Annotated in this window: 17 protein-coding genes and 1 pseudogene; 14 read left to right on the forward strand and 4 right to left on the reverse strand. The window is 60.9% G+C overall.

Annotated elements, in window-relative coordinates; genetic code table 11:
• Window positions 1–28 precede the first annotated feature (28 nt).
• The 3 genes from FZF13_RS16290 to FZF13_RS16300 all read right to left on the reverse strand — a co-directional run bounded on the left by FZF13_RS16290 (window position 29) and on the right by FZF13_RS16300 (window position 3,412).
• The gene (locus FZF13_RS16290) at window positions 29–733 is read right to left on the reverse strand and encodes a cytochrome c oxidase subunit 3 (protein ID WP_024925630.1); all 705 of its coding nucleotides are present in this window, start codon (window positions 731–733) and stop codon (window positions 29–31) included.
• Entirely contained in the window at window positions 730–2,505 is a 1,776-nt protein-coding gene (locus FZF13_RS16295; RefSeq protein ID WP_024925629.1) for a cbb3-type cytochrome c oxidase subunit I, read from the reverse strand. Before FZF13_RS16295 ends, FZF13_RS16290 begins: the two co-directional genes overlap by 4 nt.
• A gap of 67 nt (window positions 2,506–2,572) precedes the next feature.
• Window positions 2,573–3,412: a cytochrome c oxidase subunit II gene (locus tag FZF13_RS16300; protein WP_024925628.1), complete on the reverse strand. Its 840-nt coding sequence runs from the start codon at window positions 3,410–3,412 to the stop codon at window positions 2,573–2,575.
• Window positions 3,413–3,848: 436 nt separating this feature from the next.
• Between FZF13_RS16300 and FZF13_RS29300 the strand changes: the two are divergent.
• Window positions 3,849–4,332 (forward strand): annotated as a pseudogene (locus FZF13_RS29300) (transposase); the annotation flags it as partial.
• A gap of 504 nt (window positions 4,333–4,836) precedes the next feature.
• Window positions 4,837–6,144, forward strand: coding sequence for a M24 family metallopeptidase (locus FZF13_RS16310; RefSeq protein WP_137901234.1), 1,308 nt, complete (start codon window positions 4,837–4,839; stop codon window positions 6,142–6,144).
• Between the two features lie 49 nt (window positions 6,145–6,193).
• On the opposite strand, the gene FZF13_RS29305 is transcribed toward FZF13_RS16310, so the two are convergent.
• Window positions 6,194–6,820, reverse strand: a complete 627-nt coding sequence (locus FZF13_RS29305) for a hypothetical protein (protein ID WP_244437871.1) — start codon at window positions 6,818–6,820, stop codon at window positions 6,194–6,196.
• 340 nt (window positions 6,821–7,160) lie between these two features.
• Here FZF13_RS29305 and FZF13_RS16320 point away from each other — a divergent pair, with 340 nt between their 5' ends.
• The 12 genes from FZF13_RS16320 to FZF13_RS16375 all read left to right on the forward strand — a co-directional run bounded on the left by FZF13_RS16320 (window position 7,161) and on the right by FZF13_RS16375 (window position 20,970).
• Window positions 7,161–8,474: a purine-cytosine permease family protein gene (locus FZF13_RS16320; protein WP_024925625.1), complete on the forward strand. Its 1,314-nt coding sequence runs from the start codon at window positions 7,161–7,163 to the stop codon at window positions 8,472–8,474.
• Window positions 8,475–8,536: 62 nt separating this feature from the next.
• Window positions 8,537–9,553, forward strand: a complete 1,017-nt coding sequence (locus FZF13_RS16325; RefSeq protein WP_024925624.1) for an alpha/beta fold hydrolase — start codon at window positions 8,537–8,539, stop codon at window positions 9,551–9,553.
• 93 nt (window positions 9,554–9,646) lie between these two features.
• Window positions 9,647–10,804 carry a transporter substrate-binding domain-containing protein gene (locus FZF13_RS16330; RefSeq protein WP_024925623.1) on the forward strand — a complete coding sequence of 386 codons (1,158 nt, stop codon included), beginning with the start codon at window positions 9,647–9,649 and terminating at the stop codon, window positions 10,802–10,804.
• Between the two features lie 22 nt (window positions 10,805–10,826).
• Entirely contained in the window at window positions 10,827–11,495 is a 669-nt protein-coding gene (locus FZF13_RS16335; RefSeq protein WP_024925622.1) for an ANTAR domain-containing response regulator, read from the forward strand.
• A 228-nt stretch (window positions 11,496–11,723) separates the two neighbouring features.
• Window positions 11,724–12,971, forward strand: a complete 1,248-nt coding sequence (locus FZF13_RS16340; protein WP_024925621.1) for a transporter substrate-binding domain-containing protein — start codon at window positions 11,724–11,726, stop codon at window positions 12,969–12,971.
• A 123-nt stretch (window positions 12,972–13,094) separates the two neighbouring features.
• Window positions 13,095–13,964, forward strand: coding sequence for an urea ABC transporter permease subunit UrtB (gene urtB / locus FZF13_RS16345; RefSeq protein ID WP_024925620.1), 870 nt, complete (start codon window positions 13,095–13,097; stop codon window positions 13,962–13,964).
• 34 nt (window positions 13,965–13,998) lie between these two features.
• Window positions 13,999–15,129, forward strand: coding sequence for an urea ABC transporter permease subunit UrtC (gene urtC / locus FZF13_RS16350; RefSeq protein WP_024925619.1), 1,131 nt, complete (start codon window positions 13,999–14,001; stop codon window positions 15,127–15,129).
• Window positions 15,126–15,884 carry an urea ABC transporter ATP-binding protein UrtD gene (urtD, locus tag FZF13_RS16355; protein WP_024925618.1) on the forward strand — a complete coding sequence of 253 codons (759 nt, stop codon included), beginning with the start codon at window positions 15,126–15,128 and terminating at the stop codon, window positions 15,882–15,884. The genes urtC and urtD overlap by 4 nt, the downstream gene beginning before the upstream one ends.
• Window positions 15,877–16,572: an urea ABC transporter ATP-binding subunit UrtE gene (urtE, locus tag FZF13_RS16360; protein ID WP_024925617.1), complete on the forward strand. Its 696-nt coding sequence runs from the start codon at window positions 15,877–15,879 to the stop codon at window positions 16,570–16,572. Before urtD ends, urtE begins: the two co-directional genes overlap by 8 nt.
• A 37-nt stretch (window positions 16,573–16,609) precedes the next feature.
• Window positions 16,610–17,647 carry an aliphatic amidase gene (locus FZF13_RS16365; RefSeq protein ID WP_024925616.1) on the forward strand — a complete coding sequence of 346 codons (1,038 nt, stop codon included), beginning with the start codon at window positions 16,610–16,612 and terminating at the stop codon, window positions 17,645–17,647.
• Between the two features lie 262 nt (window positions 17,648–17,909).
• On the forward strand, window positions 17,910–18,743 hold the full coding sequence (locus FZF13_RS16370; protein ID WP_024925615.1) for a CbbQ/NirQ/NorQ/GpvN family protein: 834 nt from the start codon (window positions 17,910–17,912) through the stop codon (window positions 18,741–18,743).
• 19 nt (window positions 18,744–18,762) lie between these two features.
• Window positions 18,763–20,970: a nitric oxide reductase activation protein NorD gene (locus FZF13_RS16375; protein WP_137901233.1), complete on the forward strand. Its 2,208-nt coding sequence runs from the start codon at window positions 18,763–18,765 to the stop codon at window positions 20,968–20,970.
• The last annotated feature ends 1,980 nt before the right edge of the window (window positions 20,971–22,950 follow it).

Consider the following 22,950-nt stretch of genomic DNA (forward strand, 5'->3'; position numbering starts at 1 on the left):
TCTGAGCCCTCGCGCGTCTCGCGAGACCCTAGGCAAGCAGTCCGCGGCAGATATCGATCAGATCGGCCGCCCAGCCGTTGAGCACTGAGACAAGCACCAGCCAAACCAGCAGCAGGACATGCCAGTACATCGCGCAGAGCTCGGTCGACAAAACGAGCTTTTCCGGCCTGACGCTCCGCCATGCCCGGATGTTGACCCGGCTCAGCGCGACCAGTCCGCCAACGATGTGCAGGCCGTGCATCGCCGTGAGCAAATAGAAGAAGCTGGCGGCCGGGTTCCCGGTCGCGAAATAGCCCTCGGCGGCGAAGTCGCGCCAAGCCAGCAACTGCCCGCCCAGGAAGGCTAATGAGGCCAGCGCGCCAGCGAGAAGGGCAAGTCGCACATTCTCCAGCTGTCCCTTGTGCGCAGCGAACACCGCGCCTTGAAGCGCCATGCTCGCTAGCGCCAGCATCGCCGTGTTGGGCCACAGGATCGCCGGAACCGGAGCTGGCTGCCAGTCGGTATAGATCATGCGCATGAAATAGGCGCTGATGAGCAACGCAAACAGCGCGCCGACCACCGCGAGGAAGACGCCAAGCCCGATCTTGGCCGGGTGCATGAGCGACGCTTCGGTACCGGGGAAAGCCGTTACCGGCCCGGCCTCCAACCACGGTTTCGACATCAGCCTCTGTCGCGACAGCCACCAGCCGACCACCGCGGCTATCGCCGCAAGGAAGAACAGTGCCGCGCTCATGTGCTGCCGCCCTGGGTCAGCGGGCGCGGATCGTTCTGCGCAATGAAGTCCTCGGGCGCGCCGGGCACGCTGTAGTCGTAAGCCCAGCGATAGACGACCGGCAAATCCTTGCCGAAATTGCCGTGCGGCGGCGGCGTGCCCGCAGTCTGCCATTCCAGCGTCGTTGCCCGCCATGGATTGTTGCCGGCCTCACGGCCATGCCGGATGCTCCATATGAGGTTGAAGAGGAATACCATCTGGGCCATGCCGACGGTCAGGGCGGCAATGGTGATGAACTGGTTGAGCGTATGGACCGATGGCGGGACAAAGGCAGTATCGCCGATCTCGGGGTAACGCCGCGGTACGCCGACCAGCCCGACATAATGCATGGGGAAGAAGATAAGATAGGCGCCGAGGAAGGTGACCCAGAAATGGAAACGCCCCATCGCTTCGTTGAGCATCCGGCCGGTGATCTTGGGGTACCAATGATAGATGGCGCCGAAGACGACAAGCACGGGCGCCACGCCCATCACCATGTGGAAGTGTGCGACCACGAACATCGTCTGCGCCAGCGGCACGTCGACCACCACGTTGCCGAGGAACAGGCCGCTCAACCCGCCATTGATGAAGGTGACGATGAACGCCAGCGCAAACAGCATCGGGGTCGTCAGATGGATGTCGCCGCGCCACAGCGTCAATACCCAGTTGTAAACCTTGATGGCGGTGGGGATCGCGATGATCAGCGTGGTGGTGGCGAAGAAGAAGCCGAAATAAGGATGCATGCCTGAGACATACATGTGATGCGCCCATACCACGAAGCTCAGCGCGCCGATGGCGATGATGGCCCAGACCATCATGCGGTAGCCGAAGATGTTCTTGCGTGCATGGGTGCTGATCAGGTCGGAGACGATGCCGAAGGCGGGCAGCGCCACGATGTAGACCTCGGGATGGCCAAAGAACCAGAACAGGTGCTGGAACATGATCGGGCTGCCGCCGTTGTGCGGGAGCGGGGTGGCGCCCATCTCCACGATCGCCGGCATGAAGAAGCTCGACCCGATCAGCCGGTCGAACAGCATCATGACGCAGGCAACGAAAAGCGCGGGGAAAGCAAGCAGTGCCATCACGGTGGCCGTGAAAATGCCCCAGACGGTCAGCGGCAGGCGCATCAGCGTCATGCCGCGCGTGCGGCCCTGGAGCACGGTCACGACATAGTTCAGGCCGCCCATGGTGAATCCGACGATAAATAGGATCAGCGAAACAAGCATCAGGATGATGCCCCAATCCTGTCCGCCTGGGGTGCCCGAGGTGATGGCCTGCGGCGGATAGAGCGTCCAGCCGGCCCCGGTCGGGCCGCCGGGCGCAAAGAAGCTGCTGGCCAACACCAGAACGGCGAGCAGATACACCCAGTAGCTCAGCATGTTGACATAAGGAAACACCATGTCGCGCGCGCCGACCATCAACGGGATCAGGTAGTTGCCGAAACCGCCGAGGAAAAGCGCGGTCAGAAGATAAATCACCATGATCATGCCGTGCATGGTCATGAACTGGTAGTACATGTCAGGCGTGATCGCGGTGAACGTCTCGGGAAAACCAAGCTTGAGGCGCATCAGCCAGGATAGCACCAGCGCGACAAGGCCGATGGCGGTGGCCGTGCCGGCGTACTGGATGGCGATGACCTTGGCGTCCTGCGAAAAGACGTATTTCGTCCACCAGCTGTGGGGGTGATAGAGCTCGGCCTCGGCCACTTCCGCGGCCGGGACGAGACCTGCTCCATGAGGCGTGACGTCGACCATCCTGCACCTCTTCGTTCGTTTCAGCCTTCCCGCGAAGCAACGCCTTCGCCGCCGCGCAATGTGTTTTCTACTCGGCCTTCACCCTTATCGGCACGGTCAGTGCGCCCGTCTTGGCGGGCGCCGACAGTTGAGCAAAAGTCGACTGCTGCTGCAGCCATGCCTGGTAATCCTGTTCGGTATCGACCTTCACGACGCCACGCATGAAGGCATGCCCGACGCCGCAGAGCTGGGAGCAAAGGATCTCGAACGTTCCAGTCCTGGTCGGCGTGAACCAGAAATAGGTGACCATGCCCGGCACCATGTCCATCTTGGCGCGGAACTCCGGAATGTAGAAATCATGGATGACATCGATCGAGCGCAGCAAAACCTTGACCGGCTTGCCGACCGGCAGATGCAGATCCGCCCCTACGACAACGATGTTGTCCTGACCGTCAGGGTCCTGCGGGTTGATGCCGAGCGCATTGTCGGGGCTGATAAAGCGTGCGTTCGTCGTGCCGAGCTTGCCGCCCTTGCCGGGCAAGCGGAAGCTCCATTGCCATTGCTGCGCGAAGACCTCGATCTCGGTCGCGTCTTTGGGAACAGTGACGAATTGGCTCCACACGAACAGGCCGGGCGCCAGCAAAGCCGCGACGCCGATGGCGGTGAATACGGTCAGCCAGGATTCAAGTTTCCTGCTTTCGGGCTCATACGCAGCCTCCCGTCCTTCCTTGTGCCGGAAGCGGAAAATGCAGTAGGCCATGAACAGGACGACGGCTGAGAAGACCGTCCCGGTGATCCAGAAGGTGATGACAAGGGTGTTGTCGATATAGCCCCAATTGGAGGCTATCGGCGTAGACCACCACGGGCTCAGCACGTGGAACAGGACCGAGCCTACGACAATCAGAACGAGTACGAGCGCTACGGCCATCCTTCGTTCCCCCGGCATCCAAGGGATGCTATCCCGCAGGAACGCCAAGCTCATACTAGCTCAATTTGCGGCTGCAATTCCAGAGCGATTGTTTTTGAGCAAGTGTAGCTAAGCGCGACCAGCCTGATTTGTGGCACCTTGGCATAGCAAGGTCCGGCCACAACCGACGCCGCGTGTGCTTGGGCGGATTTGGCACAAGGCGTTCGGCTTTAGCTGGATTCTAGAGGCGGCTTTCCGGTCCGGTTAGCCCGAAAGCGGGCATTCCGCTAACCGCCCCAATACAGCCTTCTTGACTATGCCTTCGAGTGGCCACTCGTGGCGCGAAAGTGACTAGGCGGCGAATTCGAAATCGATCCCGCATCGTTGAAGTGTTCATGCTCTGCGCTTCGAAAGTCGCATAAAGGGCAGTCCGGAATTCGATTGTTGGCGCCTAGAAAGTGGAGATTGTCGCGGGGCTCTCATTGCGGCAGCAGAGCGTGCGATCGAAGCGCAGATCGCACCGGATACACGATTGATGAACTATGAAGCAAAGGCATTCATTGCGATTGATGAAAGCTTTGCCGATTATGAGACGGTAAACCATTCCAATCGCGAGTATGTTCGCGACGCCATACACGTCATTCAGCCGAAGGTTTCCATTTGCGGATCCGCCAAACCATCGCGGGCGTATTTCACCACATCAGTCCACAGCACGCCGACCTAAATTTTCACGAGATAGGATTTCGTTGATCCCGCCGTGGCGTTGATGGTCAGGTTGTTCACAAGACCCGCGGTGGCCGCCAAGTCATCAAGACCATGTGGTCGCGTGTCCCGCCAGCGCTGCAATTGGTGCAGGCAGTCCGCTTCGCCACCGACGCCAGATGCGCAGAAGCCCTCAAGGCGGAAACGTCGTCAAATCTATTGTTGTTGTCTTTGGTTGAAAAAAGACTGCCTGTCCAGAGAACAGTTCTTGTTCCGACCCGAATAGAACCGCTTTAGAATTCCTAAGCGTCGCCGTGCGAGGGTCCCCCGTACGGTCGTGTATCCACTGTGGATCGGCGCGAGCGACCCTGTTGCGCTTGGGCTCGGAAGGTCCGAGGTAACGTCCAGCCAGGAACGCCAGAGACGTCTTATCAGGTCTGAAGCCCCCTTTGCGGATTGGATCGATACGCCGCCGAGCGCGAATTGCGCGAGGGGACGGTCTATGGTGACAGCCGTTAAACCCGGGCCATCGCGGCCCTCGGCTCCAATCCCGGCTCGCGCGAAGCGATTATTATTTGGGCCATCAGCCCGCCGAACTTCTGACCGAAGAAATCGCCGTCTGCGTCAATTCGGTCGAAGGTTCAATTCGTGCGTCCACAGGACGGTCGTGGAGGTCAAGACCAGTCGGCTTCGTGTCCGCGAAGTTCGTTGACGAGTAGCGATCCCAGCAATGCGGCGCCGCCTTGCGCAAGCTGATGGACCATGGCACTGGACAGATCATCGCGGCAGCCTTCCCTTTTTTGGGCTCATCCACATTCGAGGCGACCATGTATTTGAACCGGACGCGAGCCGAACAATTGATGACGGCCGCCGGCGTTGAGGCCCTCGTCCTTTTCTCGCCCGAAAATTTCCGATACGCGACCGGGACCCCCGCGGGGGCCGCGGCAATGTGGAGGCGCGCTGGGGGAGCAATCGCCGTGGTTCCGGCATCCGCCGATGCGCCGATTGCTTCCATCATCAGTGACTTTCAGTTGGAAAGCTCAGAGCAGTCCAGGCGTCTGGAGGATGTGAGGACATTTCCCGCCTGGGTCGATATGGCAGACTACCGAGACATTCCGGATGACGCCGGGCTGGCCGAAAGCTTCCAATCTTCGACATCGGCCCTGGTGCGACCGGCCACCTTCGACCGCAATCGGGTATTCGATCTCCTTGACGACGTACTGCGGGAACGTGGCCTGCAAGCAAGCAATATCGGTGCGGATTTCGATTTTCTGCCCGCCCGCGATCTGGCTTCGTTGTCAGCGCGCCTGCCAAATCAGCGCTTCGTCGATGCAACAGATCTGATCCGGCGCCTCCGCTTGGTGAAATCGCCGGCAGAGACGGCCAACCTGCGTTCGGCGTGCCGCCTAGCCGAAGCCGGGCTGAAGAACCTTTCCGAAAATATTGCGGCGGGCCATAGCTCGACCGACCTTTCGAGTGCTTGGCGATCCGGAGTGGATACGACCGCCCGATCAACAGGTGTCGGCGCGGTCGATACGTGGGATTACATTTCCGTAGGCGTAGACCCTTGGGACGGCAACGCCAAGGTGGTACCGGGATCTGTCGTGAAAGCGGATGTCGGGTGCATCGTCTCCGGCTATTGCTCGGACAGTGCAAGAACTTACGTTTTTGGTGAGCCCAGCCGATTGGCGGCAGGTATTTTCAGTTGCCTTGAGCAGGCTTTCATGGATGGCCTTGGCATGTTCCGGCCGGGCGTGATGTTGCGCGATATCCATGCCGCAACGCTGGCTTCGATCCAACGTTACGGCCTGAAGTCCTATTCGCGTGGACATTTCGGTCACTCCGTCGGGGCGGCGGTTGGGATTGAGGAATGGCCGTTCATATCGGCCGACAGCGAGATTGTCCTTGAACCCGGAATGGTTATGGCGTTCGAGACGCCGTTTTACGCCAATGGTCTTGGCGCACTGATGATAGAGGATCAGCTTCTCATCACCGAAAGTGGCTGTGAAGTCATGAACACGCTGCCACGTGGTTTGACCAGAATGTCGTAGCTTGGCGCGGGCGCATTTGATGCCGCGTCACACCAATCAGCAATGCCTATCATCGCGTAATCATCGAGAATTGGTATGCCAAGGCTCTGCGCAGCACCGCGCCCATCGCAACCGGCCCACGCCGCACAATCTTGGGCGGACAGCTTTTTGCCATCCGGTCTTCCACATGCACGAAGACCTGGGACAGCCAAGAAACACAGTCATGCTCCCTGGTCAAAGCCGGTAAGGCGTTGGAAATCAACGCTGTCGCGGCGGACATGCAGCAGTCTGTGAGCTTCCCGATTTCGATGAGCGGCTTCGGCAGCGCGCTGGCCCGCACGACCACGCTCTCGGCTGACTGAATGTCGTCAACGTCCTTGCAGTGGTGAGGCGAGCCGATCACAGATGCAGGCGTGCCGTGCCAAGGTATCGGTTTCGATTCCCAGACGTTCAGATTGCCGCTCGGATCGTCAATAGCTGCTCCATCAGAACCAGCAACGCCCCGTGTTAGGCCATCAGCGATATCTTCTCTCCAACAGAATGTAGAAATTACTTCGATCCCGCAGGATATGGGTTTGCATCGACGTCCGACGCTCTGCTGTACGACCATTGCGAATGAAGGTTTGTCTTCACTGATCTCGATCTTGCGACAGCGCGTGCCGCCGTCATCTTCTGACTCCGGTGCATTAATTGACACGTTCCTGGCGTAGGTGTACGTGTAACGGCGCCCGATAGACGGGCAGGTGGCAACGAGGCCACCCAATCAGATCAAGGCAAGAAGGCCTCCCTTTGACTTCGGAAACGAAGCCATCGGGGGGCCTTTGTCGTTTTGGCGATACCGACCGAGATGCCGATGGGGAACCGGCGCCGGACGGCTATGACAAGGGGCTTGCGCCGGCGAACCGCCAATGGTTCCGCCGCGCGCCTTTCGGACCATGGCCTGAATGCGCTTCCACCGGGAAAAGCGGGTGAGGACAAGGACGTCCAATCGCGACGACAGCCGCACACGCAACGCGTTTGACCCCTGGGAGGGTGGCATGAACAACAAAGCGGAGATCGAGACGCTCGATAGCGTCGATCACATACTGGGAGAAGAATACGAACATCAGCCTGTGCCGACGGCGGCCCGGCGCTCGACCTTTTCGGTGACGACGGTCTGGATCGGCTTTCCGATGATCATCACCGGCGCCATGACCGGCTCCATCCTCGTGCTCGGCATGGGCTTCACCAGCGCGCTGTGGGCAATGGTGATCGGCAACCTCATCATGTTTGCCTATGTCGGAGCGCTGGGTCTTCTGGGTACCAACCGCGGCATGAATTTCGCGCTGCTGGCCTCGATTGTGTTTGGCCGCAAAGGCTACGTTTTCGCTTCCGGCCTGCTGTCGACGCTTCTGCTCGGCTGGTACGCGGTGCAGACCGGCATCACCGGCGCGCTGATCAGCTCTGCCTATGATCTCAACTATGTGGCGATGACCATTGTCGCCGGCCTTCTCTATATCGGCATCACCTTCGTCGGCGTGCATGGTCTGCATCTGATTGGGCTGGTTTCGGTTCCGCTCTTCGTCATCCTCGGCGGCTGGGTGGTGTTCGATACGGCTTCCGCCACCAGCTGGCAGGCGATCCTCGCCTATCCGGGCAACAATGGCGCGGCCACCATGTCCATGGGCGTGGGGCTGACCGTCGTCATTGCGCTCTTCATCGATGCAGGCACAGTCAGCGCCGACTTCAACCGCTGGGCCAAGGATAGTAGGAGTTCGCTGATCGCCACGTTCAGCGCGTTCCCGTTCGCCAATCTGATTGCCATGCTGGTCGGCGGTATCATGACGGCCGCCCTTGCCGTTCCGAATGCCAACCCGTTCGGCGCCGACAACATGTTCGGCCACATGAACGGCAAGCAAATGGCTTTCCTCAGCGCGCTCGCCTTCGTCTTCCTCTATCTCAACCTGGGTTCGGTCTGCGCGCACTGTCTCTACAATGCCGCCACCGGCTGGTCGCGCATCTTCGGTACCCGCATGCGCGTGATGGCCGTCATCCTCGGCGCCATCGGCATCGCGGTCGCGGCGGGCAATGTCTGGGCCTTCTTCATCCAGTGGCTGTCTCTGCTCGGCATCCTGGTTCCGCCGATCGGCGCGATCATCCTGGTCGACCAGTATCTTGCCCGCAGGAACGCTGAGATCGACCGCGACTGGCGCCCGAGCGCCTTCATCGCCTGGATCATCGGCTCGGCGGTGGCGGTCATCGTCGAATTCTACCTGCCGCATTTCTCGACCGCCATCAGCGCAGCCCTTGCCGGTGGCATCGCCTATGCGGCGCTGGCGCTGCGGCCGTCGCCGGAACGCGTAACCGCATGATTTCAGGTGAGGCCCGGTCACCGGGCCTCGTCTCCACATTCGAAAGTAAAGGAAACTGCCTGATGCCTGACTATGAAATCTATTCGCTGGGCGATTTTGTCCTGCAACGCGGGGCGACGCTGCGCGACGCCAAACTTGCCTACAAAACCTTCGGCAAGCTGAACGCCAAGAAGGACAATGTCATCGTCTTCCCGACCTGGTATTCCGGCCAGCACGTCGACAATGAATGGCTGATCGGCAAGGGCATGACGCTCGACCCGGCTAAATATTTCATCATCATCCCGAACATGTTCGGCAACGGGCTGTCGTCGTCGCCAAGCAACACGCCGGAGCCCTACAACAAGTCGCGCTTCCCGCAGGTAACGGCCTACGACAATGTCCGCGCCCAGCACCAGCTGGTGACCGAGAAATTCGGCGTCAAGAAACTGAAGCTGGTTGTCGGCTGGTCGATGGGTGCGCTGCAGACCTTCCATTGGGGGGCGATGTATCCCGACATGGTCGAGCGCATCGCGCCGTTTTGCGGTTCGGCCAAATGCTCGCGCCACAATTTCGTGTTCCTGGAAGGCGTCAAGGCAGCGCTGACGGCCGACTCCGCCTGGAATAATGGCTGGTATGACGACAAGCCGGAAAAGGGCCTGCGCGCCATGGCCCGCGTCTATGCCGGCTGGGGTTTCTCGCAGGCTTTCTATCGCCAGGAGCTCGACCTCAAGGCGCTTGGCCATTCCTCGCTGGAGGATTTCCTGGTCTCCTTCTGGGAAGGTTTCTTCCTGCCCAAGGATGCCAACAACCTTTTGACCATGCTGTGGACCTGGCAGAATGGCGACATCAGCGACAACGAGCTCTACAAGGGCGACTTCAAGAAGGCGCTCAAGGCCGTCAAGGCCAAGGCCTTCGTCATGCCGAGCCGCACCGATCTCTACTTCCCGCCGGAAGACAGCGAGTTCGAGGTGGCCAACATGCCGAACGCCAAGTTCCTTCCGTTCGAATCTGTCTGGGGGCATTTCGCGGGCGGGCCGGGAACCAGCCCGAACGATGTCAAATTCCTCGATGGCAAGCTGAAGGAACTTCTGGCCAGTTGACCCGCAATGCGGCCGGCCTCAAGCTGCGCGGCCGGCCGCAGCTTTCAGCAAGAACAAGAACCAAGCGGCACTGGGGAATCGTGGGAGCGTATATTGACGAGATCAAGCAATACCTCCGAACCGTGGCGCGTTGGCGTCCTCTTCTCGCGCTCCGGCTTCATGGCAGTGATCGAGGAGACGCAGCTGCGCGGCACGCTGACGGCGATCGAAGAAATCAACGCCTCGGGCGGCATCAACGGCAGGCCGCTTGAGCCAATCGTCTATGATCCCGGTTCAGAGGCTAGCGCCTTTGGCCGCTATGCCAAGAAGCTGATGGTCGAGGACGGCGTTTCGACAATCTTCGGCTGCTACACCTCGTCCAGCCGCAAGGCCGTGCTGCCGGTGGTCGAGCGGCTGAACGGGCTCTTGTGGTATCCGACGCTCTATGAGGGCTTCGAATTCTCGCCCAACGTCATCTACACCGGTGCGACGCCGAACCAGAACAGCGTCGAGCTCTGCCGCATCCTGATGGAGCGCTACGGCACCCGTTTCTATTTCATCGGCGCCGACTACATCTATCCGCGCGAATCCAACCGCATCATGCGTGAATTGATCCGCAACAGCGGTGGCACCGTCGTCGGCGAATCCTATGTGCGCATGGGCGCTTCGCGGGAGGAGTTCCTGCCGGTGATGCGCGACGTCAAGCGCGCGCAGCCCGATGTCATCTTCTCGACCGTCGTCGGCGACGGCACGGTTTATCTATACCAGGCCTATGCCGACCTCGGTCTCGATCCCAAGGTCATGCCGATCGCCAGCCTGACCACGACGGAAGCTGAAATCCGCGCCATGGGCTTCGATGTCGGCGAAGGGCACATTACCGCTGCCCCCTATTTCCAGGGCGTCGGCAGCGAGCGCAACTCCAGCTTCGTCCGCGATTACAAGAAACGCTATGGCGATGATGAACCGACTAACATGTGCCTGGAGGCGTCCTATTTCCAGGTCAACGCTTTCGCCAAGACGCTCGAGCAGACCAACTCGATGGACACCGAGATCCTGCGCGCTTCCGTGATGGGGTCGGAGTTCGAAGCGCCGCAAGGCGATGTCGTCATCAACCCGATCTGGGGCCATGCCGATCTGTGGACGCGCATCGGCCGCGCCAATCGGGAGGGCCAGTTCGACCTTGTTTATGAATCGCCTTCCTGTGTCCTGTCCGACCCGTATCTGCTGGGTTATGGGCGCAGTCTTGGCCAGAAAAATCTCGAGCTTGCGTAACGGCGGCGGGGAGGAATAGACAGTGCAGGAAACCATCGACATCGCAAGATTTGCCCGCGAGCGACAGGCTGCCGGCGCCAGGAAGGATGCCGGCAATCGCGATGCGCCTTCCGGCCCGTCGTCGTCGCGTTCGTTTTGGAATCTCAAGGTGGCGGTCATTGTCGACCGCGACGATGACGGCGAAAGACTGGTGCGTGAGTTGCAGCGCCTGCGCTGCGACGTGCAGCACGAATGGCCGATGCCGTCGCAGATACCGGCGCAGTATGACGTGGTCTTCTGCGTGCTTTCGCCCGACCTGCCACAGCGACTGCCCTGGATTCCGGGCGAGCCCGCCTCGGCGCTGGTGGTCATCGATCCCGGTGCCGGCCTGCTCGACCTCAACCTGCTCCACAATTGCGCGGCTCACGGCGTGCTGCATTATCCGGCGACGGCGCGCTCGGTGCAGTCGACGCTGGCGCTGGCGCGTGGCCATTTCCTCTATGAGCGCAGGCTCAGGGGGCGCATCGAAAAACTGGACGAAAGCCTGCGCACCATGCGCAGCGTCGAGCGGGCGAAATCGCTACTGATGCGGCTGAAGAACGTCAGCGAGGAGGAGGCCTATAACTATCTCAGGCGCCAGGCGATGGAGCGGCGCGTGACCATCGGCGCGGTGGCCAGCGCCATCATTGACTCCTACGAACTTCTTGGCTAGCGTTCCACATCGGCAGCAACGACGCTGCCGGCGAAATATAGGTAACGGAACCTCACGACTTTCGCGGAAGCGGGACGTGGGGTTTTTTGTTGCGTACGAGCTTACTCTAGCGAGCCATTAGGTTCGCAGCGGCGTTGCTGCCGCAAAAAACAACAGGGCAATACGGCCTCGAAACGGTCTGCTTCGGCAGCTCGCTTCGGGGCTTTTTTGTTTTCAGGGGAGAAGAAGGTGAAAAGCAATCGTCGCAGTTTTCTGAAGGCCACTGCCGCTTTCGGCACCGTGTCCCTCGTCGGTTTCCCGCATATCTGGAACAAGAATTCGTCGCTGGCCTACGCCGCCGACGGCGAGATCAAGGTGGGCGTGCTGTTCTCGCTCACCGGCACCACCGCCATCATCGAGGAGTCGCTCAACAAGGCGACGATCATGGCGATCGAAGAGATCAATGCCGCCGGTGGCATCAACGGTAGGAAGCTCGTGCCGGTGGTCGAGGACCCGGCCTCCGATCCGGCGACCTTCGCCGAAAAGGCACGCAAGCTGGTGCTGTCGGACAAATGCGTTTCGGTGTTCGGCTCCTACACCTCGGCCAGCCGCAAGGCGGTGCTGCCGGTGTTCGAGAAGCAGAACAATCTCTATTGGTACCCGACCCTCTATGAGGGCCGCGAATGCTCCAAGAACGTCATCTACACCGGCGCCGTGCCCAACCAGCAGCAGGACGATTTCGTGCCGTGGCTGGTCGAGAAGTTCGGCAAGCGCTGGTACCTGATCGGCTCGAACTACATCTATCCGAAGGAAGAAAACAACTACTGCAAGAAGCTCCTGGCCGAGCTCGGCGCGGAAGTGGTGGCCGAGGAATATGTGCCGCTCGGCCATTCGGAATTCTCGTCCGTCATCAACAAGCTGAAGGCTGAAAAGCCGAATGTCATCTTCTCGACGGTGGTGGGCGATTCCGTCGTGGCGCTGCACCGCCAGTATCACGCCGCCGGCCTCGATCCCGAGAAGATGCCGATGGCAAGCCTCACCACCTCCGAAAACGAAGTGGCGGCGATGGGCGGCGAGGCAGCCGCGGGTCACTTCACCTCTGCGCCCTACTTCATGGTGTGGGACTCGCCCGAGAACCACAAATTCGTCGACGCCTACAAGAAGCGCTGGGGCGGCGACAAGGTCACCCACTTCGTGTCCGAGCCGTCTTATTTCCAGATCTACTTGTTCAAGCAGGCGGTCGAGAAACTGGCCGGCTCCGACATCTCTCCCAACGCCATCCGCGAGGCGGTGAAGGGGCAGGAGCTGGTTGCTCCGCAAGGCAAGGTGCGTATCGAGCCCGAGAACCTGCACAGCTGGCTGTGGCCGAAGATCGGTCAGTGCCAGGCCGACGGCCAGTTCAAAATCCTGAAGCAGTCGGCCAACTGGCTCGAGCCGTCGCCCTACAAGGCCTACCCCAACCAGCACTGCACGGCTGAAGGCCTCAAACAGAGCTGATTGTGCCCGCGCATCGGCCCGAAAATCGGAACCGATTTTAGGAAAGCGCGATGCGCAATTTCAAGGCGTCCGGTGGCGGGCTTCGTACCGCCACCGCCTCTCTATCCTGGAAGAAGCGGCGACATGGAAATCTTCGTCTCCCAGATCATGACGGGCCTGAGCATCGGCTCCATCCTGCTTTTGGTCGCGCTGGGCCTCGCCATCATCTACGGCGTCACCGGCGTCATCAACCTTGCCCATGGCGAGTTCGTCATGCTCGGTGCCTATGCGGCCTGGTTCCTACAGACGCAGTTCGGGCTCGGCCTGCTCGCCAGCCTCGTGCCGATATTCCTGCTGCTGGCGCTGTTCGGCTGGCTCATCGAAGCGCTAGTCATACGCCATCTCTACGACCGGCCGCTCGACACGATCCTCGCGACCTGGGGCATCGGCGTCATGGCGCAGCAGGCGATACGCCTGACCGCCGGCGGCGAACTGCGCTACGTGAAGATGCCAGAATCCCTATCGCAGAGCGTCAACATTCTGGGCGCGACGGACTCGGCTTACCGCCTGTTCATCCTGTTTCTGGCGCTCGCCTTGTTCGCGCTGACCTGGGGCATCTACCGCTACACCAATTTCGGCCTGAAGCTGCGCGCCATCACCCAGAACCGCGCGGTTGCCTCCGCCTTCGGCATCAATGCCGGCCGCATCTACCGCACGACATTTGCCTATGGTGCAGGCATGGCCGGCCTCGCCGGGGCGCTGGTATCGCCACTGAAGAGCGTGTCGCCTGAAATGGGCACCACCTATGTCGTCGACGCCTTCATGGTGGTGGTGCTCGGCGGCACCCAGAGCCTGATGGGCACGCTGGCCAGCTCCGGCATCCTCGGCGAATTGTCCGGCTACCTAGCCTTCTATTCCAACGACACGATCGCCAAGGCGCTGGTGCTGCTCGCTATCGTTGTCCTCATCCGCTTCCGGCCGCAGGGCCTGTTTACCGCGCGCCTGCGCGCCTGAAACGACGATCATGTCCAGCCAGGGAAACAACAGAGTGCTCGCCAGAACAAAGACCGAATTCGCGCTCTACGCGGCGGTGTGCTTGGCCATCCTGCTGGTGCCGGTGTTTTTGCAGGACGCCTTCCTGCTCAACAAATACGCCCGCTACCTCGTCTTCGGCATGCTGGCCGTCTCGCTCAGCCTGTCCTGGGGTTATGCCGGCATCCTGAATCTCGGCCAGGCGATGACCTTCGGCATCGGTTCCTACTGCATGGCGATGATGCTGAAGCTGAAGACCATTCCGGTGCACACGGGGGCCGACGGTCTTCCTGATTTCATGGTCTGGAACAACGTCACCGAACTGCCCTGGTTCTGGACGCCGTTCCATTCACCGCTGTTCGGCGTGCTGGCTGGCATCCTGCTGCCCGCCGGCGTCGCCGCCTTGCTCGGCTGGTTCGTATTCAAGGGCAGGGTGACCGGTGTCTACGCGGCCATCATCACGCTTGCCGCCATGGTGGTGGTGCAGCTCGTCATCATCGACCAGCAGGCTTTCACCGGCGGCTTCAATGGCATCACCGATCTCGGCCAGTTCGATATCGCCGGCATCACCTTCGATGCCTATGGCTCGTCGAGCTATTATCTGGTCGCGATCTGCCTGACGGTCACGCTGTTCCTGGCGCTGGCCATCACCAAGAGCAAGGCCGGCCTGATCGTACAGGCGATCCGAGACGAGGAGGACCGCGTCCGCTTCTTCGGCTACGATGTCGCGCTCTACAAGATCTTCATCTTCTCGGTTTCGGCGGCGATCGCAGGCCTTGCCGGCATGCTCTACACCATCGTCATGGAGTTCGCCTCGCCGACCTTCCTCGGTGTGCCGCTCTCGCTCTCTGTCGTCATCTGGGTCGCGGTCGGTGGTCGCCAGAGCCTGCTCGGCGCGATGCTCGGCGCCCTCATCGTCACCGGCGTGCAGGGCGCGCTGTCGGAATCGGAAACCTTCCTCGACACCTGGACCCTGATCATGGGCCTGCTGTTCGTCCTCGTCGTGCTGTTCCTGCCGCAAGGCATCGCCGGTGCCTTCGCCAACCTTGCACGACGCTTCGAACGGCAACGGCCCGCCCCAGTGCCGAAACCCGCGCCGCATGCCGAACCCATCGCCAACGGCCGCGAGATCGAGAGCACACGATGACCACCGAAAATCAACTGGTTGTAGAAAATGCCAGCGTGTCCTTCAGCGGCTTCCGCGCCGTGTCGGACCTGTGCCTCAAGGTTCGCGCTGGCGAACTGCGCTGCCTGATCGGTCCGAACGGTGCCGGCAAGACCACGGCGCTCGATCTGATCTGCGGCAAGACCAGACTGTCGGGTGGCGAGATCGTCTTCAAGGGCAAGCCCATCCACCGGCTCAGCGAACACGCCATCGCGCGGTCCGGCATCGGCCGCAAGTTCCAGGTGCCCAGCGTGTTCCGGGCGCTCAGCGTGCGTGACAATCTGCATATCGGCCATTCAAGGCAGCCCGGCGTGCTGGCCAATCTGGTGACCTTCGGTCATGGCGGCGACAATGACGAGATCGAACGGCTGGCCGAGATGGTCGGCCTCGAGGATGAGCTCGACACGCCGGCGGCCCATCTTTCGCATGGACAGACCCAGTGGCTGGAAATCGCGCTGATCCTGGCGCAGGACCCGTCGCTGATCCTGATGGACGAGCCGACCGCCGGCATGACGGCGCAGGAAACCAAGAAGACTGCGCAGCTTTTCAACCGGCTCGGCGGTCGCCACACGTTGATCGTCGTCGAACACGACATGGGCTTCGTGCGCGACATCGCCCAGACCATCTCGGTCATGCACCAGGGCAAGCTGCTGGCGGAAGGCAGTATCGCAGACATCGAAGGCAACCAGGCGGTGCGCGACGCCTATCTCGGTTCGGGAGGGATCGGCCATGCTTGAGCTTGCCAATGTCGACGGTTTCTACGGACGCAGCCGCGCCCTGCAATCGGTGTCAATGAAAGTCGAACAAGGCGACTTCTTCTCTGTGCTCGGCCGCAACGGCGTCGGCAAGACCACGCTGCTGCGCACCGTGCTTGGCCTGATGAGCCGCACCACCGGTTCGATCCAGCTCGACGGCGAGGAATTGGTGGCCAAGCGAACCCATGAGCGCTCGCTGGCCGGTCTCGGCTACGTACCGCAGGGGCGCGGTATCCTGCCCGGCTTCACGGTGCGGGAAAACCTGATGGTCGGCACTTTTGCCGCCAAGGGTGGCGGCGGCCGCATCGCTGAATGGGTGCTCGACCTGTTCCCGATCCTCAAGGAATTCCTCAACCGCCGCGGCGGCAACCTGTCCGGTGGTCAGCAGCAGCAACTGGCGATCGCGCGGGCGCTGCTGTCGGAACCCAAGGTGATGCTGCTCGACGAGCCGACCGAAGGCATCCAGCCCAACATCGTCGAGCAGATCGAGGACGTGCTGATCGACCTCAACCGCAAGCAAGGCCTCACCATCGTGCTGGTCGAGCAGAACATAGCCTTTGCCCGCCGCGCCTCGAAACATTTCGCGATCCTCAATCGCGGCAGCGTCGCCGTCGGCGGCCCCATCACCGAACTAAGCGACGACCTCATCCACAAACATCTCGTCGTCTAGCCAACTACGTTCAGCAACCACAGGAGGAGATTGAAAAATGTACCATGGCGATATTTCGAGCAGCAACGACACCGTCGGTGTTGCCGTCGTCAACTACAAGATGCCGCGGCTGCATTCGCGTGAGGAAGTGCTCGCTAATGCCCGCAAGATCGCCGACATGGTGGAAGGTATGAAGCGCGGCCTGCCCGGCATGGATCTGGTGATCTTCCCGGAATATTCCACGCACGGCATCATGTATGACCAGAAGGAGATGTACGAGACCGCTTCCGCTGTCCCTGGCGAGGAGACCAAAATTTTCGCCGAGGCCTGCAAGAAGGCGCGTGTGTGGGGTGTGTTCTCGCTGACCGGCGAGCGCCATGAAGAGCACCCCAACAAGGCGCCCTACAACACGCTGATCCTGATGAACGACAAGGGCGAGATCGTTCAGAAATACCGCAAGATCATGCCCTGGGTGCCGATCGAGGGCTGGTATCCCGGTGACTGCACCTATGTCTCCGAAGGCCCGAAGGGCCTGAAGATCTCGCTCATCATCTGCGACGACGGCAATTATCCCGAAATCTGGCGCGACTGCGCCATGCGCGGGGCGGAGCTGATCATCCGCTGCCAGGGTTATATGTACCCAGCCAAGGAACAGCAGATCTTGATCTCGAAATCGATGGCCTGGGCCAACAATGTCTATGTCGCGGTTGCCAACGCCGCCGGCTTCGACGGCGTCTATTCCTATTTCGGCCATTCGGCGATCATCGGCTTCGATGGCCGCACGCTCGGCGAATGCGGCACCGAGGAGAATGGCATCCAGTATGCCCAGCTGTCGACCTCACTGCTGCGCGACGCGCGCCGCAACATGCAATCGCAGAACCATCTCTTCAAACTGCTGCACCGCGGTTACACCGGCCTCATCAACTCCGGTGACGACACTCGCGGTCATGCTGCATGTCCGTACAACTTCTACCATCAGTGGATCACCGATCCGGAAGGCACGCGCGAAAAGGTAGAGGCAATGACCCGTCAGACGGTCGGCACGCCGGAAAGCCCGATCGATGGCATCCCGAACAAGGTGGCGGCGCACCGCTGAACGGCGCGGCCACTGGCGTGTCGCGGCCACCTCGAGCGTCGCGCGTCCTCTTGGACGCGCAAGGGACGCTCCAGCACGTTGGGTGGGCGCATGATCCTTTCCGGAAATCGTTCCGATTTCGGGGTCATGCGCCAGGGGCTGCGGCACGTTTGGCCCAGGTTTTTACTCCGCCGGCACTTCACGGTGGCTTCGTCGCCGTTCATCCCGCTGCTCTTCAAAGGAAGGATGAGGGGAATTGACCGACATTGTATCGAGGTTGGAAATGCATAGTACAAGCGGCGCCAAATCGGCTCACAATCCCGCGCTCGACGATTTCAGGATCATCCAAGAACCGTATTACCGCTCCGTCGGGCATGAAGTCGCGCTGTTCGAGGCTGCTTATGGCGCGCGCATGCCGGTCATGCTCAAGGGGCCGACCGGCTGCGGCAAGACCCGTTTCGTCGAACACATGGCATGGCGGCTGAAGCGACCGCTGGTCACTGTTTCCTGCCATGAGGACATGACCGCTTCCGACCTTGTCGGGCGCTACCTGCTCGATGCCGACGGCACGGTCTGGCATGACGGACCGTTGACGCTCGCTGTCCGCTCCGGCGCGATCTGCTATCTCGACGAGATCGTCGAGGCCAGGCAGGACACCACAGTCGTCATCCATTCCCTGACCGACGACCGTCGCATCCTGCCGCTCGAAAAGAAGAACGAGGTACTGAAGGCGCATCCTGACTTCCAGCTCGTCATCTCCTACAACCCCGGCTACCAGAGTGTGCTGAAGGACCTGAAGGAATCAACCAAGCAGCGTTTCGCAGCGATCGCCTTCACCTATCCGGATGCCGCGATCGAGGCGGAGATCGTGGTCTCGGAAGCCGGCGTCAAACGACCCGTCGCGGAGACGCTGGTGCGGATCGCGCAGCGCTCGCGCAATCTTAAAGGCCATGGCCTGGAGGAGGGCGCCTCGACACGCATGTTGATCAACGCCGGTCATCTCGTAGCCGGCGGCATCACGCTCGACCAGGCCTGTGAGGTGGCGCTGGTGCTGCCGATCACCGACGATGCCGACATGCGCGACGCGCTCACCGCCGCGATCGCCGCCTGCCTCTGAAGCGATGATCGCCCAGTCGATGCAATCGGACGAGGCCATACGTTCCGCCTTTCCAGGTGATCTCTACGATGCCTGGGGCGATGTTTGCCGCCGCCTTGCCGGTGCCGGTTATGGCGATGTCGTTACCGACAGCTATCTCAATCACGCACCCGAACTGGCGCGATTGGCCTCGCCGCAGGCCGCGATTGCGCTTGCCGCGATCGTCTCAGGCCTGGCGATCAGGGCCGGCCGTCGCGCAGCCGCCTTGGCTCCGGTCGCCGCGATCACCGCCGCAAAGCACTACACAGATGCCGCCTCGCTGCAAGAATGGCTGCGGCTCGTCGAGCAGGTCGGCGATCAGGCGCCGGAATCGGCGGCGGCGCTGCTCGACCAGACCGCCAACCTAGTCGCGCGCCTTGACGCCCGAGCGCTGGCTTCCTGGGTCAGGATCGGGCTGCGCTCGAGCAATGGCGAGCCTGAACGACGCCTGCGCTTCTTCACGCTGGAAGACCCCAATGCGCGGCGCTGGCTGCTGCGCGAAAGTGGCGAGGTCGGGTTTCTCGATCTGGAATCGAGGCTGAAACCTTATCTTGCGGCCTTGTGGGGCGAGACGCCGCCGATGCGCGAGACGCCGGCCAACGCGCCGGAACAGGCGCGGCGTCGTCCGGGATTCGACGGCAGCGTCCTCAGGTTGCCCGCCGCCTATCCCGGATTTTCGGGCAGTGACGGCGAAAAGCTCTACCGCGCCGCCGTCGCCCATATCGGTGCTCATCTCAGATTCTCGCGCGAGCGCTTCCCGGTCGGCGGGTTGAAGCCGGCCCAGATCGCGCTGGTTTCGTTGATCGAGGACGCCAGGGTCGAGCAGTTGGCCACGCGCGAACTTCCCGGTCTTCGCCGCCTATTCACGCCTTTCCATGCGGCCGAACCATCCGGCACCGCCACCGCGCCCGGGCTGTTCGCGCGGCTGGCGCGGGCCCTTGCCGATCCGGCATATGACGATCCCGATCCCTGGGTGCAGAAAGGCCGCCGCGCCTTCTTCGAGGCCGAGGCCGATTGGGGTGGACAGCAGATCAGCCGCCGCATCGGCGACCTGCTCGGCAACGATCTCGGCCAGATGCGGGTACAGTTCGATCCGAAGAACTATGTCGTGCAGCCGCCCTATCGCGACGACAATCTCGGCCTCTGGGATTTCGGCGACGACGACCAGCAACAATCGTCGGAAGCCGAGCAGGTGCTGTCTTCGGCGCGTATTCGGGAAGAGCAGGACGACAGCCGCCCGCCCGATCGCACCGAAACGGAAATGGGCGACACTGGCGGGCGTGTCGAGGTGATCGAGCAGGCGCACGATGGTGTGCTCATTGCCCGTTATCCCGAATATGACTATGTCACCGGGCGCGAGCAGCCGGAGTGGACTTCGGTCAAGGAATACACGCCGAAAGCCGCAGCCAACGGCCCCGTCGCCCGGTTGCGCGAAGAGCATGCCGATCTCGTCGCGCGGGTGACGGCGCTGATCCGCTCCGCCCGTGTCAGCCGCGCAGAGCGCCTGCGCCGCCAGCCGGAAGGCGAATTCCTCGACATGGACGCCTGCATCGAGGCGACGGTCGCCCGCCGCATCGGCGAGGCTGCCGATCACCGAATACATGGCCGTTACGAGCGGCGCAGCCGTGACCTGTCGGTGCTACTTCTGCTCGACATTTCGCAGTCGACGGCCGAAAAGGTGCGCGGCTCAACGCGCTCGGTGCTGGATGTCGAGCGCCAGTCGGCAGCCTTGCTGGCACGGGCGATGGCGGGATTGGGCGATCCCTTCGCCATTGCCGCCTTCTGCTCCGACAAGCGCGACGACGTGCACTACTTCCGGATCAAGGATTTCAGCCGCGCCTACGACGATTTTGTCGATGCGCGGCTGGACGGTCTTGAAAGCGGGCTCTCCACCCGCATCGGTGCCGCCATGCGCCATGCCGGCGCCGACCTCGCCCGCCAACGCAGCTATCGCCGGCTGCTTCTGGTTGTCACCGACGGCGAGCCATCCGACCTCGATGTCGAGGACCGGCTTTACCTGGTCGAGGATGCCCGCAAGGCCGTCCATCACCTCAACCGCTTCGGCATCGATACGTTCTGTGTCGGGTTGGAGTCGAACGCGGAGTCCTATCTCGGCCGCATCTTCGGCCAGCGCAATGCGATCACCATCGCGGCGGTCGAGCGGCTCACCGATCTGTTGCCGAAACTCTATCTGACAATTGCAAGATAGGCTCGCATTCTCCGATGAGGCGGCAGGAATTCGCCGGCGCTGGTACGCGATTCCCAGTGTTGGTCCGGTAAACACTACAACGTTCCTAGCGGCGCCAGACGAATTCCTTGCGCTGAGCCCGGCGCTTCCGGTTGCACTCGATGTCGTCCGACTCACCTTTGTCGTGTTCAACAAGGTAGGGTGGGGTTTTGCGGCGTTTCTGCCCGCTTTCGTTTTGCTGAAAGCATGGGCGAGTGTCGTTCGTCTTGGTTGCCACATTTCAACTGCGCGTTTTACAGTGCGATCAACGCAACCAAGGTACGGGTGCTCGCTGCGGTTCACGAACACGCAGGGGAGCAGTGCGGCGCCATCGCATTGATTAGGAGGTCGCATCTGCCCCTGTAGGGGCAGTACAAAAACTGTTCCGCAGACACCCAGCTTTATCAACCAAAGATTACTACGGCTGATTTGATGGTGGTTTCGCCGCCCGGATATAAGCAGTTTCGTGATTGTCGTTGGGCCCTCAACTCCCGCACGCTGTATAGAATGCATGCGTCCAGATTGATGCCGCGCACCGCGCCACATTCTTTGTGGAAGATCAATTGCGTGCGATTCTGACAGTATCCATGACGGTAAAGGTTAATTCCGCGCTCTTTCAATCCCTTGATGATCGGCTACTTAACTCTCCAATTGATAATGGAGCGGGAATGACGGATAAAAACGGCGGCGTTAGCGTCCCTTCAGCGGCGATTTGTGCTGCTGCGCCGCTGCCATTTCGTCTGTTTCTGACTCTCGTTGAGCGGCATTGGCTTCCTTCTCAAAACTTGCACCTCCGATTTGTGAGTAGCCCCTGAGCAAAATAAAGCGGCTTCAAAGGGTCAGGGAAGTCCAGCGTAGAATAGCGTGCGCATAGGCGAGTCTGCTTTGCGCCCTCAAATTCAGTTATGGAAGACTACCATCTGCGTTCCCGAAGTGGATGCAACAAAAAAGCGCACCGCTCGGGCAACGGTTAGATGTGTTTATACCGGCCCCGAAAAATGCGTGGCTTTCATATTCCATACCGGCCGCCAACCTACATGCGCTTGGAGCACCTATCAGGCCTAGTCCGTCCATCGTCGAATGATTTGAGACGATTTGGACTTTTGAAGAGAGGCGTTTTCGGCGCAGTTTGCGGGTTGATTTAGAGCACGACTCGATCTGATGGAATCGGGATTCCTAGATCAGTGCTGAGGTGAGTCTAGTTATGTGTCGGAAGGAGGCCGGTAGATATGTCGAAAGCCTTATCGGTTGATCTGCGGGAACCTGTGCTGGCATGTGTTGCGGCGGCGCGACGCGCCGGGAAGCTGCGGTTGGTTCGGAGTAAGCGCAGCGAGCGTGAGCCATTGGCGAGCGCGTGAGCGTGAACAGAGTGAGGATCGTTCGAACGTGCTCGGCGGCGACCGTCGATCCGGCTGCATTGATGTTCATCGGCAGCGAGCATTGCGGTGCTTGGGACGGGGCGGACCGATCCATCTAGGAGGTAGGGCAGGTGCTTAAGGCACAGGGCCTGAAGTTCAGTTCCGGCACGCTACGACACTTCTTCGTGCTGTGCGATCCCCCAAAAAAGACCGCCCACGTGGCAGAGCAAAGTTGCCCGATATCATGAAGCGCGTCAGGATAGGTGCCTAGTCCGACGGCCAACTCGATCTCGATCTGGAACGACTTGTGCTCATCGATGAGACATGGGCCTAGAGCAACAGGGCATGTCGCTATCGCCACTGCCCCTCGGCAGTCGACATGTCGAACTGGTTGTCTTCGCGCGACGATTTTGGTGTGATGTGGTTCTTTGCGAGCGGCGCGTTGTTCGCGGACAATTGATGGCAACATCCTGGCTCGCTACTGGCGACGTACCCAGTGACTTGAGACGATGCCCACCATTTTGGTATAGCTCTGGAAGGCAGCCCGCCTTCAGCTTTGCCAATCGTCTCATGACGCCGGTGAGCATCCACGCAGTGTTGCGGT

It is taken from the genome of Mesorhizobium terrae (assembly GCF_008727715.1).
GTDB lineage: Bacteria > Pseudomonadota > Alphaproteobacteria > Rhizobiales > Rhizobiaceae > Mesorhizobium > Mesorhizobium terrae.

What these genes read in the sequence shown, in the direction of transcription:
- FZF13_RS16290 (WP_024925630.1), bottom strand. Translation starts at nt 733, where the DNA reads ATGAGCGCGGCACTGTTCTTCCTTGCGGCGATAGCCGCGGTGGTCGGC.
- FZF13_RS16295 (WP_024925629.1), bottom strand. Translation starts at nt 2,505, where the DNA reads ATGGTCGACGTCACGCCTCATGGAGCAGGTCTCGTCCCGGCCGCGGAA.
- FZF13_RS16300 (WP_024925628.1), bottom strand. Translation starts at nt 3,412, where the DNA reads ATGGCCGTAGCGCTCGTACTCGTTCTGATTGTCGTAGGCTCGGTCCTG.
- FZF13_RS16320 (WP_024925625.1), top strand. Translation starts at nt 7,161, where the DNA reads ATGAACAACAAAGCGGAGATCGAGACGCTCGATAGCGTCGATCACATA.
- FZF13_RS16325 (WP_024925624.1), top strand. Translation starts at nt 8,537, where the DNA reads ATGCCTGACTATGAAATCTATTCGCTGGGCGATTTTGTCCTGCAACGC.
- urtB (WP_024925620.1), top strand. Translation starts at nt 13,095, where the DNA reads ATGGAAATCTTCGTCTCCCAGATCATGACGGGCCTGAGCATCGGCTCC.
- urtD (WP_024925618.1), top strand. Translation starts at nt 15,126, where the DNA reads ATGACCACCGAAAATCAACTGGTTGTAGAAAATGCCAGCGTGTCCTTC.
- urtE (WP_024925617.1), top strand. Translation starts at nt 15,877, where the DNA reads ATGCTTGAGCTTGCCAATGTCGACGGTTTCTACGGACGCAGCCGCGCC.
- FZF13_RS16365 (WP_024925616.1), top strand. Translation starts at nt 16,610, where the DNA reads ATGTACCATGGCGATATTTCGAGCAGCAACGACACCGTCGGTGTTGCC.
- FZF13_RS16370 (WP_024925615.1), top strand. Translation starts at nt 17,910, where the DNA reads ATGCATAGTACAAGCGGCGCCAAATCGGCTCACAATCCCGCGCTCGAC.
- FZF13_RS16375 (WP_137901233.1), top strand. Translation starts at nt 18,763, where the DNA reads ATGCAATCGGACGAGGCCATACGTTCCGCCTTTCCAGGTGATCTCTAC.